Here is a 15,632-nt window from a genome sequence, read left to right as displayed (position 1 = left end):
ATAATTTCATGAATATATTGATATTTGAATATCATAACTTTGGAATAGAAGATGTAAAAGAATGCTTTGAAAAAAACGGACATAAGTATAAGGTTAAGGAAACAGTGCTTTATCGTGAAGATGTAAGTATTGAATTTGACGAATTGTTTAATACGGAGTTTGATAAAGGGTGTAATGGAGAGAAGTATGATTGCGTATTCACGTTTAATTATAGTCCTGTAATATCTAATAATTGTAATAAAAGAAATATCCCGTATATAGCATTTGTATATGATAATCCACAGGTTTTATTGTATTCATACACTATAATTAATAAATGTAATTATGTGTTTATGTTTGATAAAGTACAATATCAGGAATTCAAAAATGAAGGGATTAATTCTGTATATTATGCACCATTGGCTGTTAACACAGAAAGGGTACAAAGAGTAATTACTAATGTAAATGCAACTGAAAAGGAGTTTTTATCAGGAGATATAGCATTTGTTGGCTCAATGTATGATGAAAAACATAATTTTTTTAACAGACTTGAAAGTATCAGCGATTATACTAGAGGTTATCTTGACGCTGTTATCAAAGCACAGAGCAATGTTTATGGACATTTTTTTCTGGAAGATATGTTAACTGATTGTATTTTAGATGATATGTATAAGGCTTGTCCAGTAAAAACAAGTGCAACAGGTGTTGAAACGATTCAGTACTTATATGCTAATTACTTTTTGGCAAGAAAATTGGCTTCATATGACAGGAAAGAAGCATTGAAAACTCTTGGAAAAGAATTTGGGAGTCAATATAAAGTTAATTTGTATACGAAATGTTCAGGCAGAAATATAAATGGGGTTAATATTAAAGAACCGGTTGATTATTATGAGCAAATGCCAATAGTATTTAATAATAGCAGAATTAATCTTAATATAACACTAAGAAGTATTAAGTCTGGAATTCCACTAAGGGCGATGGATATATGTGGAGCTGGAGGTTTTCTATTATCAAATTATCAGGCAGATTTTTATGATGTATTTGTGCCGGGAGAAGACATTGTATTATATGAATCATTGGATGATATGATTGAGAAATGTAAATATTATATTAAGCATGAAAAGGAAAGGCAGCAGATTGCAGACAATGGGTATGGGAAAATAGTTTCTGGACATACATATGATATTCGTTTTAAAGAAATATTTAATATTGTTTTTAATAAAAACTAGTTTATGAATCATAGCGTGATAGTCGTTCCCACCTATTATTGGGCTGGGAACGACTTATCTATTATCTGGAGCATACGGATGTCGTAAGTATGGTTATTTACAACGGTTTCATATCCGTGTCTGGCGATTTCATTTCTTTCATCGTCATGATTGAGATAATAAGCACATAATTCTTTGAGATGATTTTCACTTTCATATGCAACAAGGTCTTTGCCTATTTCAAAGAACTCTGGTAATTCTGCCTGATAATTAGTTATAAGGAAGCCCCCGCATCCAAGAACATCAAATATTCGGAGAGAAAGACCAGAACGAATGGATTTGGCTGTTATATTTAGATTTATTTTGCTGTTGTGGAATATAACAGGCATTTCAGTAAGTGATTTTGCAAAACCTTTGTTGTGTATATGAGGCATGCTGCTAGTGTCGCTGCCTGTATATATGTCAACATTAAATGAATCAGACAACAGCTTTAACAGACGCAGCCTTTCCTGTTCAGCAACCTTTACGCTTAAATATTCCTGTGCAAGAAGAGCTTTATTATTGGCACGGTAGCCTTCTGGAAACTCGTAGTGATATGGTATACAGTTTAATAATCGTTCTGTCATATCATCAGTAAGCATATCTTCGATAAAATTGTATCCATAGACACCGAGCTGTGCATTGATAATTCCGTCGACATAACCTTTTTCATATTCTGGAAGAATTGCGCGGTTGAAAGGACACTTTTCCTGATATGTGGATCCTATGAAGGATATATCACTTGTAAATTTTCTGTTTTCCTGTGTACTTGCATTCTTTATAACCTCATCGTTACGGCGGATATTAGTTGCAAGTGGAATATGGAAAACATGTCCCTTGTTATAAGGTTCAAATTCATTAAATAACATTTTGTCAAAGAGGAATACTCTGTTAACTGAATTAGATAAAGAATTAGAATATAGTTCAAGTACAGGGCTGTCTACAATGAGGCTGATATACACGATATTAACAATCTGGCATACATCTGAAAGCCATGGGAAAAAGTTAATTGTGAATACGAATGTGTAATTATTATTCATTAATTTAGGTGAAACAATTGAAACACATTCGCTTGGTGATAAATTTTTCTTTCGTATTTCAATGATTTCTTCATCAACATCAAGTCCTAATCTTTTAAATGAATCTATAACATCAGGTTCGCATATACTGCCATATCTGTAAAAATATATTTTCATAAGAGTCTCCTATATTTATTATATATGGTATATAATAAAATACACAGAAGAAAAAGTAAAATAAAATTAGATTGGAGAAAAGATGAATGAATTTACTATAGGGGTTTTGGGCGGAATGGGAACATATGCAACGATTAATATGTTTAAACAGTATGCAGATGTTTTTAAGGCTGAAAAAGAATGGGAGCGTCCTAGAATTATTATTGATAATAGATGTACAATGCCAAGTAGAGTTAGAGCTTTTTTGTATAAGGAGAATGTAGATGAATTGATATCAGAAATGTTTGAGTCTATGCAATATCTAATGGATGCGGGGGCTACCAGAATAATATTGGCATGTAATACATCACATTTATTTTTGCCACAAATATATGATAAAATCCCTCAACTAAAAGACAGAGTTGTTAATATTATTGATAATTGCGTAGATGAAATAAAAAAGCAATCTGTTAAAAGTGTATACCTGTTGGGATCAGAGGGTATCATTCAATCGAGAATATATCAAGATAATTTATTAAATTCAAAAATTGAATGTATTACGCCATTGCCAGAAGAATATATTTTGATAAGAAATTGTATTGAAGCTGTGAAACAAAATAAATATAATCATGACATAAAAGAAACATTTTTAGGCTTGGTAAATAAATATGATGCATGTGTTTTAGGATGTACAGAGTTACCTGTTTTGTATGAAATGTATAAGGATGATATATTGTGTGAAAAAATATATGATCCATTGTATTTATCGATAATTAAATTAAAAGAGGAATATGACGCCATACGTTAGAGATAACACTGTTGGCTTTTTCTAATCTGAATGCTATAATTTTTTATATTATATATTGATGCAGGATTTATGTTTAAGAACGGAGAAAATCATGACAGATAAGAATACATTTTATAATATGTTAAAGAGTAATGCCGAGAGCCAGCCAGACGCTGTGGCTGTCGTTTATGATACGATGAAGGTTACTTATGCGAAGCTTTTTGATGATGTAACTAAGAAGGCATTACATTTTCAGAAATTTGAAGGAAAGAGGATTGCAATATTCGGGCCGGCTTCATATAGATGGATCGTTAATATGTTCGGAACGATTGTTGCGGGAAAGGAGCTTGCACTTGTTGATTTCTTCCTTCCTCATGATTCGAGGGTTGACCTTCTTAAGAAGACGGAAGTTAATTATACATTGACATCTACTAACCAGTATATTCTCTCTGATGAGAATTCTATTATCATATCAAGTGCTGAGAAGGATAATGTTGACGGACTTATATATGATGAGAATACGCAGGAGGGCGATATTATCATGTTTACGGCTACAGCTAATGAATGTGATAAGCCGGTTGTTCTGTCTGTTGATAATATTCTTAATGCGGTTATGGCGATAAACAGCAGGGTTGAATGTACAAGTGATGATATTGTGCTTGCACAGATTCCGCTTCATAATGAATTTGGATTTATATACAGCCTCATATGGCCTCTGTATAATGGTGCTATGGTGTGTATAGGCAGAGGCTTAAGACATGTTGATGCAGATACTTATTATTATAATCCAACTATTCTTATAGGTACTCCTTCTATGATTGACTATCAGCGAGCTATAAGTGGATTTAATAAAGAACTCAATACTATTATCATAGGTGGTGCAAGCTGCCCGTTCAGACTTTTTGAGAATCTGTGTGACAGTGATTTGAAGGTTTATAATATATATGGAATGACAGAGACTTCGGGTTGTGTAGGGGTTAATGAGCTTTACGATGGTTCGTATACTCTTTTTGATAATAATGCAGTATCTATTGCTGATGATGGAGAGATTATTGTAAGTGGACCATGTGTCATGAAAGGCTATTATAATGACATGGAGTCTACTGAAAATGTATTAAAAGACGGTATGTATCATACAGGTGATTACGGAAGGATTAACAATGCCGGCAGACTTGTTCTGTTGCAGCGCAATCCGGATATTATTCTGTTGCCTACAGGTGAGAAGATAAGCCGTGTAAGAACTAATGAACAGATTACAGCTATTAATGGAGTTGCAGAAGGTTTTATAATATTTTACAATAACAGGCTTACGGCGGTTATTGTGCCTATTGATAAGAGTGCAACTGAGGATATATTCAAGAGACGTATTGACAAGTATAACGAGAAAAAAGGTTACCGCTGGGAGATTCAGAAGATTGTGTTAAGAAAAGAACCTTTGCCAAGAAAGTCTGATGGCACGGTTGATGAGGAAGCTGTATGTGAGTTTATTGATGATTGATTAAACGAGGCGGTGCTGGTTTGAAGTTTGATAATGATTTTTTTAATACAGAAGTAAGAGAGGGTTTTGAAATATCTTCTATGATGAAGAGAGCATGGGCTGCGCAGATGGAAGTATTTCAGGTTGTATCTGATATATGTAACAGAAATGGAATAAGGTATTTTGCAGACTTTGGTACATTGCTTGGGGCTGTGAGACATAAGGGAATGATTCCATGGGATGATGATATTGACATCAGTCTTATGAGAGATGAATACAATGAACTTATCAGGATTCTTCCTGGTGAACTGCCATACGGCTTTGTAGTTGCAGGCATGTATGCTGATTGTGAGCGTTTGCAAAATGCAGCATTTGTTCCACAGTTAAGAGTTATTGCAGATGAAGAATTATGGAATTTTAATGATTATATGAAGTATTTTCATGGATTTCCATATCAGAGGGCTGGGATAGATATTTTTCCATTGGATTATATTTCTAAAGACAAAGAATTTGCAGACATGCAGAAGCAGATTATAAAGCTTGGAATGGAAATTTTAGGGAAATGGAATGAATTAAATAGAGAGGGTTCTTTAGATAAATTTGTTTCTGAGTTTGGTCAATTATGTAATGTTAATATTGAATTAAGAGAAGATACTAAGAATTATATATGGAAACTGATAGATAAAGTATCTTCGTTATGTTACAGAGATGAAGCTGACTATGTAAGCAGCATGGCTTTATGGATTGATAATGACAGTTATAAGATGCGTAAAGAGTGCTTTGATGATGTAATAGAAATGCCGTTTGAGAATTTTGTGGTTAAAGCACCAAAAAATTATGATGAAGTGCTTAAGGCTGAGTTTGGCGATTATATGATTCCAGTAAAAGGCACAGCGGATCATACGTATCCATTTTACGGTCACATGGAGCAGGAATTGATTAAGCAGATTAGAAGAGTTGGTTTTAAAGGCAGTGTTGATGAATTTTGTGAAGAAGTTGCCAGTGGAAGGTTAAGAGTGTAGCATTTTCACATGTGATTAATATTAACTTTCCACCAATCCAGCCGATATATATTCTATAAGTTCATAAAGAAAGGTGATTAGAATCATGGATGATTACAGACAGCAGCAGATAGATGTACTTAAGGAAGCTGTTCCTTACAGCGAGAAGCTTATTGGAGCAATAGAGAAAGTCTCAGAAGAACTTTCAGGAGTTCCTTTTCCAGAGACTCATGATGCGGTGAATGTTATTATTGAAGGGCTTAACTGGCTTTTTGAAGTATATAATGGAACTAAGGATATTATTGAGGCTGGGGCAGTTGACGAGGCAGAAGCTAATTCTGGTGTTAAGGAGCTTTCAGAGGCTGTAAAGGCTGATGATGATGTGGATGTTTCTAAAGCACTTGTAAGGCTTAGTACATTTGTTAAGCAGTTACATGATGCAGGAAGCAGACTGATTAATGAATAATAAGAAACATAAAGGCATCCGCCGGTTTATGTATTACATGAACCAGACGGATGCCTTATTTTATATTATGGTAGTTAGATATAGCCATTAAACATCATGCCTGAGTAGGCAGAAAGATTATAAGGGTCATTCACAGGCTTATGTGGATTCTTATAAGCGACAATCTTATTGTTTACATAGTTCATAGGGTTGATGGAGATATCATCAGCCTTTCTTTGGATTGATTTCTTGAATGAATCCAAAGCGTTAAATACATCGGAAAGTGTGCCGTCAGAAGCAGCTTTCTGAATAACCACCTTATTAACTTCAAGCGAACCCTCATCACTTACTGTAAGTCCATTGCGTTCAAGCTGTGGCTGGTAAGCCTTCATTATTCTTGAAAATTCTTTCTTTAACTTGGCATTGCCCTCAAACTTATCGTTCTCTTTATCTGCGGCGATGGAAACAAGTCTGTTGTAGCCGGAAACAAGTTCTGTAATGCTTTCTGTGATTGAATCAGCATCATCTTTAAGACTGATGGTTGCCGGCTTGTCAGTTGTATTATGAAATGATATTGCAAATGTTTTGTTAATTGTTATGTCATTCGAAGCAGATGAGCGTTCTTCTCCATTGACAGAAAAGATTGCATTGCTAGGATACTGTGTTACACGGTCAAGACCATATGTTTCAATGAAGTTAGTGTTCTTCTCCATAGTAGGCTCATCAAAACCTTCCACGAAATCAGGATTGTCTGTCTGAATATCGTTATTAGGCCTGATGTTAAATATTGTAGGCTTGATTACACTTACACCTGTCATGTCTGATTCAATGTTCAGCGCAGTATTGCCGAGGCTGTCTTCACTTACAGAAGCATTAAGTCCGATATTGGAACGGTTAATAAGTCTGGCAAGCTTGTTCTGTATGTCAGAATTGCTCTCTTCCTCATCTACATTAAACTGGAATTCATAGGTCAGATTATTGATGTTCAAATCAAATGAATAATCTCCTGGCTTAACTGTGCGGCTGTTAGGCTGCAGGTAATGTCCGGTATTAATCTGGCTTGTTGCAAGCTGGCGGACTTCTATATCAAGGTTTGTATCATCGGCAGATGAGCTGTCGCCTATAAATGTGGCTGTTACCGCATCAGGATTGTCTGACACTGCTGATTTCTTAAATACCATGCCGTGACCGTCGCTTCCTGAAAGCTCATTGGCAATGTTACTTAATTCTCTGGCATTCTCTTTAAGGTCGATTGCATATTTCTGCGCAGCCTCTGACATATCTGCCTTATATGTAGGAGTCTGACTGTTAGATTTCAGAACTCTGCCATATGTATTCTTTAATTGTGCTTTAGTGTGTGTATCGTACTTTGAGTTAGTCTTATGTCCATACTGGGCAAGATAATAGCTGTACACGCTGCTGATCATAACAGTCACCTCCTTGTCTGTAATAATCGGTAGAAAATGTAAGGAAATCCATTTCCTTATATATATCGTATGTTTTTGTACAAATATTATAATATGAAGTTCATTTTTTGTCACTATATTTTCTTTAAAAAAGTTGTTGACGAGTTGGAATGTACTGTGCTATATTAGAACGGCTATGGAAGCGGTCTTTTTTGCGTGCCTGAATTTCAACAACCCAACATTGATTAGGCGGGCAAAGAAACCAATTGGTGTTTTAACACCTACAAAAATAATAATTGGAGGTGGAAGTTGTGCGAGTAAAGATAACATTGGCATGTACTGAGTGTAAACAGCGCAATTACAACATGACTAAGGAAAAGAAAGCTCATCCAGACAGAATGGAAACAAAGAAGTATTGTAAGTTCTGTAAATCACACACATTACACAAGGAAACAAAGTAATTAGTACAGTGAGGAGTATTTCATGGGTGATACTGTAAAAGCTAAGAAGCAGAAAAAGAACTGGTTCAAAGGTTTAAAAGCTGAATTTTCAAAAATTATTTGGCCAGACCGTCAGTCGCTTACTAAGGAAACTGTAGCTGTATTGGCTGTGTCCGTATTATTAGGTGTAATCATTGCAGTTGTGGATTTAATTGTCCGCTTTGGAATTGAGTTCATTGTAAAATAAGGAATAGGTGATTGTATGGATGACGCAAAATGGTATGTAGTTCACACTTACTCAGGTTATGAGAACAAGGTGAAGGCTAACATTGAGAAGACAGTTGAAAACAGAAATCTTCACGATCAGATTCTTGAAGTTATCGTTCCACTTGAAACAGTAGTGGAGATTAAGGATGGCTCTAAGAAAGCTGCTCAGAAGAAAATGTTTCCTGGATACGTTCTTGTGAAGATGGTAATGAACGACGATAGTTGGTATGTTGTCAGAAACACAAGAGGTGTTACAGGGTTTGTTGGTCCTGGATCAAAGCCAGTACCACTTACACCAACAGAAATTAAGAATCTCGGCATAAGCCTTGAGGAAGAACAGGAAGTTAAGCCTGTTATCCAGTTCGCTGGCAAGGTCGGCGATAAGGTTATGATCCTCTCTGGTGCATGGGAAGATACAGTTGGTGAGATTACCAATATTAATGAGGGCAAGCAGTGCCTTACAATTAATGTTGAGATGTTCGGTCGTGAAACACCGGTCGAGATTGATTTCACAGATGTGAAGTTATTGTAAGAAGCAGTCCCGATCCTGGGACGTGGGAGACCAGAATGAATTTACTGTGTAAATTCATTCACAAGAATTGCACGATGGTCAATTCTTGAAGGATGGATAGCAGGGTAATATTATGATGGTCGCCAATTACCACATTTATTTTTAGGAGGTGCCAAAATGGCAAAGAAAGTAACAGGATATATTAAATTACAGATTCCTGCCGGCAAGGCTACACCAGCTCCACCAGTTGGTCCAGCACTTGGTCAGCACGGTGTTAACATCGTAGAATTCACAAAGCAGTTCAATGCTAAGACAGCAGATCAGGGAGATCTTATCATACCTGTAGTTATTACAGTTTATGCTGATAGAAGCTTCAGCTTTATTACAAAGACTCCACCTGCAGCAGTACTTCTTAAGAAGGCTTGCAACATTAAGTCAGGATCAGGCGTACCTAACAAGACTAAGGTTGCTACTATTAAGAGAGCAGAAGTTCAGAAGATCGCTGAGCTTAAGATGCCAGATCTTAATGCTGCATCTATCGAAGCAGCTACTTCTATGATCGAAGGAACAGCTAAGAGTATGGGTATCGTTGTAGAAGACTAATCTACATTTGATTCATGATTATTGTGGGAGGAAAGATAGAATCCTTCCGATATTACCACTAGGAGGTTTATAATGAAAAGAGGAAAGAAATACGTTGAGGCAGCCAAGAATATTGACCGCCAGACATTATATGAAGCAGCAGACGCTATCTCATTAGTAAAGAAGAACGCTACTGCTAAATTCGACGAGACAATCGAAGCACATATCAGAACAGGTTGTGATGGACGTCACGCTGAGCAGCAGATCAGAGGAGCTGTTGTTCTTCCACACGGAACAGGTAAGACTGTACGTGTATTAGTATTTGCTAAGGGTGCTAAGGCTGATGAGGCTCTTGCAGCTGGAGCAGATTTCGTTGGTGGCGAGGAGCTTATTCCTAAGATCCAGAACGATAACTGGTTCGAGTTCGACGTTGTTGTTGCAACTCCAGATATGATGGGTGTTGTTGGTCGTCTTGGTCGTGTACTTGGTCCTAAGGGATTAATGCCAAACCCTAAGGCTGGTACAGTTACTATGGATGTAACAAAAGCTGTTAATGATATCAAGGCTGGTAAGATCGAGTACAGACTTGACAAGACTAATATCATTCACGTGCCAATTGGTAAGGCTTCATTCACAGAGGAGCAGTTATCAGACAACTTCCAGGCTATTATGGATGCAATCGTTAAGGCTAAGCCATCTTCACTTAAGGGAGCTTATCTTAGAAGTGTAGTTCTCACTTCTACTATGGGACCTGGTGTTAAGTTAAGCACAGCCAAGTATGTGGGTTAATCAGATTTTTGATTAAAAACGGTTGACATTAATATATTTTGATAGTATACTATCAGCTTGTGAGCAGCATTTTGCTGTTAACATAATATTTTGCCGTAGACAGCAGGTCCGGATTCAGTATTACTGATGATGGTTAAAGGTAACACGCCTACCGAGGATTTAAGGATTTGATTAATTATTCCCTCTCTGTCGCTGGCAGAGAGGGTTTTGTTTGTAGGGAAACTATAGACGAATAATCTTCACTTAGGCAAAATCGCTTCTATATGAAGCAAGAATCTAACAGGAGGTAATTATTCATGGCTATTTTAAAGAATGTAGGCCTTAAGACATCTACTATCGATGAGATTAAAGATAACTTTGACGGCGCTCAGGGCGTTGTTGTAGTTAACTACAGCGGTCTTACAGTAGAACAGGATACACAGCTTCGTAAGCAGTTAAGAGAAGCTGGTGTGGTTTATAAGGTTTATAAGAACACTTTAGTAAAGAGAGTTGTTGCTGGAACAGAGTTCGAGCCAATTACTGATGCTCTTGAAGGAACTAATGCTATTGCATTCTGCAAGACAGATGCTACAGCACCTGCAAGAATATTAGCTAACTTTGCTAAGACAGCTAATGCTCTTGAGTTAAAGTGTGGCGTTGTTGAAGGAACATTCTACGATGCAGCAGGTATCGCTACAATCGCTACTATCCCTTCAAGAGAGGAACTTCTTTCAAAGTTACTTGGAAGTATCCAGTCACCTATTACAAACTTTGCTCGTGTTATTAAGCAGATTGCTGAGAAGAACGAGGAAGTTGCTTAATCAGTTTAACACTGAATTAACTATGAAAGCAGCATAGATACTCTTTCAATTTTAGAATAATATTAAAAAGGAGATTATAATAATGACAACACAGGAAATCATTGAAGTTATTAAAGGTTTATCAGTATTAGAGCTTAACGATTTAGTTAAGGCTTGTGAAGAAGAATTCGGCGTATCTGCAGCAGCAGGCGTTGTAGTTGCAGCAGCAGGTGCTGGCGCAGCAGCAGCTGAGGAGAAGACAGAATTTGATGTAGAGCTTACAGAAGCTGGAGATCAGAAGGTTAAGGTTATCAAGGTTGTTCGTGAAATCACAGGTCTTGGATTAAAGGAAGCTAAGGACGTTGTTGATGGCGCACCTAAGGTTGTTAAGGAGCAGGCTTCTAAGGAAGAGGCTGAGGAAATCAAGAAGAAGCTTGAAGAAGTTGGAGCTAAGGTTACTCTTAAGTAATTCACTTGATTGTTCTAATGAATATAATAAGAAAGACAGCGGGCCTTCACGGCTCCTGTCTTTTCTTTTTTCTATAAATCACATCTTTATTTTATTATGCCAGCTATGGCAGAAACACTATTATCTTTATACAATTCTGAATATTCATGGAAATTTTTAAAAATCCCTTGACATATATATATCTTTGATGTACTATGGACAATGCACTATTGTGGTAAATTGTGCTTATTCTTTGCACATTTACTGATAATGTAATATATTAATGTGAAGAAAACTAAGGGGTGAAACGTCAATGGAGAAAAACAGATTACGCCCAATAACGTCGGGCAAGGCAATGCGTATGAGTTTCTCAAGACAGAAAGAAGTTCTTGAGATGCCTAACCTTATTGAGGTGCAGAAGGATTCTTACCAGTGGTTTTTGAATGAAGGCTTGAAAGAGGTCTTTGATGACATATCTCCAATTGCAGACTATAATGGAAGATTAAGTCTGGAATTCGTAGATTTTGCGTTATGTGAAGACGAAGTTAAGTATTCAATTGAAGAGTGTAAAGAAAGAGATGCTACATATGCAGCGCCTCTTAAGGTTACAGTAAGACTTCATAACAAAGAGACAGAAAGCATCAGCGAGCATGAGATTTTCATGGGAGACCTGCCATTAATGACTAAGACAGGTACATTTGTAATTAATGGTGCTGAACGAGTTATTGTCAGCCAGTTGGTACGTTCACCTGGTATTTATTATGATATACAGAAAGATAAGTATGGTAAGATTTTCTTGTACAGCTGTCAGGTAATTCCTAACAGAGGTGCATGGTTAGAGTATGAAACAGATGCTAATGATATATTCTATGTTAAGGTTGACCGTAATAAGAAGGTTCCTATTACTGTTCTTATCAGAGCATTAGGATTTGGTACTAATGCGGAGATTCTTGATATTTTTGGCGAGGAACCTAAGCTTCTTGCTACTATGGAGAAGGATACTTCTACTAACTATCAGGAAGGTATTCTTGAACTTTATAAGAAGTTAAGACCAGGAGAACCATTATCTGTAGAGAGTGCTGAAGCACTTATTTCAGGTATGTTCTTTGACCCAAGAAGATATGATCTTGCACACGTAGGAAGATATAAGTTTAATAAGAAGCTTTCTTTCAAGAGCAGAATTACAGGACAGGTTCTTGCTGAGGATGTTGTTGATGAGAACGGAACTGTTATTGCAACAGCAGGTGAGAAGCTTACAAGAGAATCAGCACAGGCTATTCAGGATGCAGCTGTTCCTTCAGTATTCATTACTGTAGAAGTTAAGGCTGCTGATGGTACAGTATCTGACAGAGTTGTTAAGATTCTTTCTAACCGTGCGGTTGATATTACCAAATGGGTTGATATCAGCGAAGAAGAAGCTAAGGAGCTTGGTGTAACAGAGTATGTATACTATCCTGTTCTTGCACAGATTCTTGCTGAGAATGAGTCTTTAGAGGATATTAAGGAAGCTATTACTAAGAATATTGCTGATCTTATTCCTAAGCATATTACAGTAGAAGATATTCTTGCTTCTATTAATTATAATATGCACCTTGAATATGGTGTTGGTACTAAGGATGATATCGATCACCTTGGAAACAGACGTATCAGAGCTGTAGGAGAGCTTCTTCAGAACCAGTTCAGAATTGGTATCTCAAGAATGGAAAGAGTGGTCCGTGAGAGAATGTCTACACAGGATCTTAGCGGAATATCTCCACAGTCACTTATTAATATTAAGCCTGTAACAGCTGCTATTAAGGAATTCTTCGGAAGTTCGCAGTTGTCACAGTTCATGGATCAGAATAACCCTCTTAGTGAGATTACTCATAAGAGACGTCTTTCAGCCCTTGGTCCTGGTGGTCTTTCAAGAGATCGTGCAGGTTTCGAGGTTCGAGATGTACACTATACTCATTATGGTAGAATGTGTCCTATCGAGACTCCTGAAGGACCTAACATTGGTCTTATTAACTCTCTTGCATCTTATGCAAGAATTAATGAATATGGATTCGTTGAAGCTCCTTATCGTATTGTAGATAAGTCTGATCCTAAGAATCCAAGAGTTACTGATGAAGTGCGTTACTTCACAGCTGATGAGGAAGATGATTTCCATGTAGCACAGGCTAATGCTGAGATTGATGAGAATGGTTATTTCGTAAGAAATACTGTATCTGGACGTTACAGAGAAGAAACTTCTCAGTTCGATAAGAGCCAGATAGATCTTATGGATGTATCTCCTAAGATGGTATTCTCAGTTGCTACATCAATGATTCCATTCCTTCAGAATGATGACTGTACACGTGCCCTCATGGGTTCTAACATGCAGCGTCAGGCCGTACCTCTTCTTATGACAGAAGCTCCTGTTATCGGAACTGGTATTGAGAATAAGACTGCTGTTGACTCAGGTGTATGTGTAGTTGCAGAGGCTGATGGTGTTGTTCTTTCTTCTGAATCTAACAAGATTGTTATCAGAGAAAAGGATGGCAAGGCGCGCGAATACAAGCTTACTAAGTTCTCAAGAAGTAACCAGAGTAACTGCTATAACCAGAGACCTATTGTTTTCAAGGGCGATGAGGTTAAGGCAGGAGATGTTATTGCTGATGGTCCATCTACATCTAATGGTGAGATTGCCCTCGGTAAGAACCCTCTTATCGGTTTCATGACTTGGGAAGGTTATAACTACGAGGATGCTGTACTTCTTAGTGAGCGTCTCGTAAGAGATGATGTGTATACATCTATTCATATTGAAGAATATGAGACAGAAGCAAGAGATACTAAGTTAGGACCTGAAGAGATTACAAGAGATCTTCCTTCAACAGGTTCAGATGCTGTAAAGGATCTTGATGAGAACGGTATTATCCGCGTTGGTGCTGAGGTAAGAGCCGGAGATATTCTTGTTGGAAAGGTTACTCCTAAGGGAGAGACAGAGCTTACTGCTGAAGAGAGACTTCTTAGGGCTATCTTTGGTGAGAAAGCAAGAGAAGTAAGAGATACTTCGCTTAAGGTACCTCATGGTGCTTATGGTATCGTTGTTGCTGTTAAGACATTTACAAGAGAGAACGGAGATGAACTCTCACCAGGAGTTAACAAATCTGTTCGTATATATATTGCACAGAAGAGAAAGATTGGCGTTGGTGATAAGATGGCTGGTCGTCATGGTAACAAGGGTGTCGTTTCAAGAGTACTTCCTGTTGAAGATATGCCATTCCTTCCTAATGGCCGTCCTCTTGATATCGTACTTAACCCACTGGGCGTTCCTTCACGAATGAACATTGGACAGGTCCTTGAGATTCATTTAAGTCTTGCTGCCAAGGTACTTGGATTTAACATTTCTACACCAGTATTCGATGGTGCAGATGAGAATGATATTATGGATACTCTTGATATGGCAAATGCTTATGCTAACCATCCATTCGATGATGAAGAGCTTGCAGCCCAGAAGGCTGAGGCTGAGAAGAATGGCGAAGAATATCCTGAGGATATGGTTACATTTACAGCACAGTATAAAGATGTTCTTAATAAAGAGGTATTTGATTACCTTTCAGAACACAGAGATCACAGAGCTGAGTGGAAGGGTGTTCCAATCGGCCGTGATGGTAAAGTAAGACTTAGAGATGGTAGAACAGGTGAGTACTTCGACAGCCCTGTAACTATCGGATTCATGCATTACTTAAAGCTTCATCATCTTGTTGATGATAAGATTCATGCACGTTCAACTGGTCCTTACTCACTTGTAACTCAGCAGCCACTTGGTGGTAAGGCTCAGTTCGGTGGACAGAGATTCGGAGAGATGGAAGTTTGGGCACTTGAGGCTTATGGTGCTGCTTATACTCTTCAGGAAATCCTTACTGTTAAGTCTGATGATGTTGTAGGACGAGTTAAGACTTACGAAGCTATTATTAAGGGTGAGAATATTCCTGAACCAGGAGTTCCAGAATCATTCAAGGTTCTTCTTAAGGAACTTCAGTCACTCGCACTTGATGTTAGAGTTCTTGATCAGGACAACAATGAAGTCAGACTTCTTGAGAGTTCTGAATATGAAGTTACTGATTTCAAGAAGGTTCTTGATGAAGGTAATGGATACAGAAGAAACAGCAGAGAGGAAGAGGCAGAGTACAAGGCTGGCGGTATGTCAACAGTTACTCTTAATGAAGATGGAACAGAAGATGCTGTAGATTCAGATGATGAAGCTGATTTTGATATGGCCGATGATTTTGATGACGATTACGGCGATGGCAATTCAGATGAATATTAATTAGAAGG

At 37.4% G+C, this 15,632-nt stretch carries 15 protein-coding genes and 1 other annotated feature; of the genes, 13 read left to right on the top strand and 2 right to left on the bottom strand.

What is annotated here, in order from left to right:
• Window positions 1–8 precede the first annotated feature (8 nt).
• Window positions 9–1,208, top strand: coding sequence for a CgeB family protein (locus GKE48_RS00750; protein WP_154300260.1), 1,200 nt, complete (start codon window positions 9–11; stop codon window positions 1,206–1,208).
• Between the two features lie 35 nt (window positions 1,209–1,243).
• Here GKE48_RS00750 and GKE48_RS00745 read toward each other — a convergent pair whose 3' ends face one another.
• Window positions 1,244–2,422 (bottom strand): CgeB family protein, encoded by a 1,179-nt coding sequence (locus GKE48_RS00745; protein WP_154300259.1) that lies wholly within the window; start codon window positions 2,420–2,422, stop codon window positions 1,244–1,246.
• Window positions 2,423–2,504: 82 nt separating this feature from the next.
• Between GKE48_RS00745 and GKE48_RS00740 the strand changes: the two genes are divergently transcribed.
• The 4 genes from GKE48_RS00740 (at window position 2,505) to GKE48_RS00725 (ending at window position 6,132) form a co-directional block, all read left to right on the top strand.
• A complete protein-coding gene (locus tag GKE48_RS00740) occupies window positions 2,505–3,209 on the top strand; it encodes an aspartate/glutamate racemase family protein (protein ID WP_154300258.1) in 705 nt (234 codons plus the stop codon).
• Window positions 3,210–3,300: 91 nt separating this feature from the next.
• The gene (locus GKE48_RS00735) at window positions 3,301–4,686 is read left to right on the top strand and encodes a class I adenylate-forming enzyme family protein (RefSeq protein WP_173016864.1); all 1,386 of its coding nucleotides are present in this window, start codon (window positions 3,301–3,303) and stop codon (window positions 4,684–4,686) included.
• 20 nt (window positions 4,687–4,706) lie between these two features.
• On the top strand, window positions 4,707–5,687 hold the full coding sequence (locus GKE48_RS00730) for a LicD family protein (RefSeq protein WP_279238042.1): 981 nt from the start codon (window positions 4,707–4,709) through the stop codon (window positions 5,685–5,687).
• A gap of 73 nt (window positions 5,688–5,760) precedes the next feature.
• Window positions 5,761–6,132, top strand: coding sequence for a hypothetical protein (locus GKE48_RS00725; RefSeq protein ID WP_173016863.1), 372 nt, complete (start codon window positions 5,761–5,763; stop codon window positions 6,130–6,132).
• 74 nt (window positions 6,133–6,206) lie between these two features.
• On the opposite strand, the gene fliD is transcribed toward GKE48_RS00725, so the two are convergent.
• On the bottom strand, window positions 6,207–7,538 hold the full coding sequence (fliD, locus tag GKE48_RS00720; protein WP_154300255.1) for a flagellar filament capping protein FliD: 1,332 nt from the start codon (window positions 7,536–7,538) through the stop codon (window positions 6,207–6,209).
• Window positions 7,539–7,828: 290 nt separating this feature from the next.
• On the opposite strand from fliD, the gene rpmG reads away from it, so the two are divergent.
• From rpmG to rpoB, 8 genes are all read left to right on the top strand, one after another.
• On the top strand, window positions 7,829–7,978 hold the full coding sequence (rpmG, locus tag GKE48_RS00715; RefSeq protein ID WP_012738549.1) for a 50S ribosomal protein L33: 150 nt from the start codon (window positions 7,829–7,831) through the stop codon (window positions 7,976–7,978).
• Window positions 7,979–8,000: 22 nt separating this feature from the next.
• Window positions 8,001–8,204, top strand: coding sequence for a preprotein translocase subunit SecE (secE, locus tag GKE48_RS00710; RefSeq protein WP_012738550.1), 204 nt, complete (start codon window positions 8,001–8,003; stop codon window positions 8,202–8,204).
• A gap of 15 nt (window positions 8,205–8,219) precedes the next feature.
• On the top strand, window positions 8,220–8,756 hold the full coding sequence (gene nusG, locus GKE48_RS00705; protein WP_012738551.1) for a transcription termination/antitermination protein NusG: 537 nt from the start codon (window positions 8,220–8,222) through the stop codon (window positions 8,754–8,756).
• A 156-nt stretch (window positions 8,757–8,912) separates the two neighbouring features.
• The gene (gene rplK, locus GKE48_RS00700; protein WP_021865796.1) at window positions 8,913–9,338 is read left to right on the top strand and encodes a 50S ribosomal protein L11; all 426 of its coding nucleotides are present in this window, start codon (window positions 8,913–8,915) and stop codon (window positions 9,336–9,338) included.
• Window positions 9,339–9,410: 72 nt separating this feature from the next.
• Entirely contained in the window at window positions 9,411–10,106 is a 696-nt protein-coding gene (gene rplA / locus GKE48_RS00695) for a 50S ribosomal protein L1 (protein ID WP_012738553.1), read from the top strand.
• Window positions 10,107–10,181: 75 nt separating this feature from the next.
• Window positions 10,182–10,326 (top strand) — a sequence feature (ribosomal protein L10 leader region).
• A 76-nt stretch (window positions 10,327–10,402) separates the two neighbouring features.
• Window positions 10,403–10,906, top strand: a complete 504-nt coding sequence (gene rplJ, locus GKE48_RS00690; protein ID WP_118009065.1) for a 50S ribosomal protein L10 — start codon at window positions 10,403–10,405, stop codon at window positions 10,904–10,906.
• 82 nt (window positions 10,907–10,988) lie between these two features.
• Window positions 10,989–11,354 carry a 50S ribosomal protein L7/L12 gene (gene rplL, locus GKE48_RS00685; RefSeq protein WP_012738555.1) on the top strand — a complete coding sequence of 122 codons (366 nt, stop codon included), beginning with the start codon at window positions 10,989–10,991 and terminating at the stop codon, window positions 11,352–11,354.
• A gap of 292 nt (window positions 11,355–11,646) precedes the next feature.
• A complete protein-coding gene (gene rpoB / locus GKE48_RS00680; protein WP_055287172.1) occupies window positions 11,647–15,624 on the top strand; it encodes a DNA-directed RNA polymerase subunit beta in 3,978 nt (1,325 codons plus the stop codon).
• The last annotated feature ends 8 nt before the right edge of the window (window positions 15,625–15,632 follow it).

Source organism: Lachnospira eligens (genome assembly GCF_009680455.1).
GTDB lineage: Bacteria > Bacillota > Clostridia > Lachnospirales > Lachnospiraceae > Lachnospira > Lachnospira eligens_A.
The sequence above is the reverse complement of the archived record's forward strand: the minus strand, read 5'-3'. Positions and strand labels throughout refer to the sequence as shown.

Coding starts and splice junctions, on each gene's coding strand:
- GKE48_RS00750 (WP_154300260.1), top strand. CDS start 9: ATGAATATATTGATATTTGAATATCATAACTTTGGAATAGAAGATGTA.
- GKE48_RS00745 (WP_154300259.1), bottom strand. CDS start 2,422: ATGAAAATATATTTTTACAGATATGGCAGTATATGCGAACCTGATGTT.
- GKE48_RS00740 (WP_154300258.1), top strand. CDS start 2,505: ATGAATGAATTTACTATAGGGGTTTTGGGCGGAATGGGAACATATGCA.
- GKE48_RS00735 (WP_173016864.1), top strand. CDS start 3,301: ATGACAGATAAGAATACATTTTATAATATGTTAAAGAGTAATGCCGAG.
- fliD (WP_154300255.1), bottom strand. CDS start 7,538: ATGATCAGCAGCGTGTACAGCTATTATCTTGCCCAGTATGGACATAAG.
- secE (WP_012738550.1), top strand. CDS start 8,001: ATGGGTGATACTGTAAAAGCTAAGAAGCAGAAAAAGAACTGGTTCAAA.
- nusG (WP_012738551.1), top strand. CDS start 8,220: ATGGATGACGCAAAATGGTATGTAGTTCACACTTACTCAGGTTATGAG.
- rplK (WP_021865796.1), top strand. CDS start 8,913: ATGGCAAAGAAAGTAACAGGATATATTAAATTACAGATTCCTGCCGGC.
- rplA (WP_012738553.1), top strand. CDS start 9,411: ATGAAAAGAGGAAAGAAATACGTTGAGGCAGCCAAGAATATTGACCGC.
- rplJ (WP_118009065.1), top strand. CDS start 10,403: ATGGCTATTTTAAAGAATGTAGGCCTTAAGACATCTACTATCGATGAG.
- rplL (WP_012738555.1), top strand. CDS start 10,989: ATGACAACACAGGAAATCATTGAAGTTATTAAAGGTTTATCAGTATTA.
- rpoB (WP_055287172.1), top strand. CDS start 11,647: ATGGAGAAAAACAGATTACGCCCAATAACGTCGGGCAAGGCAATGCGT.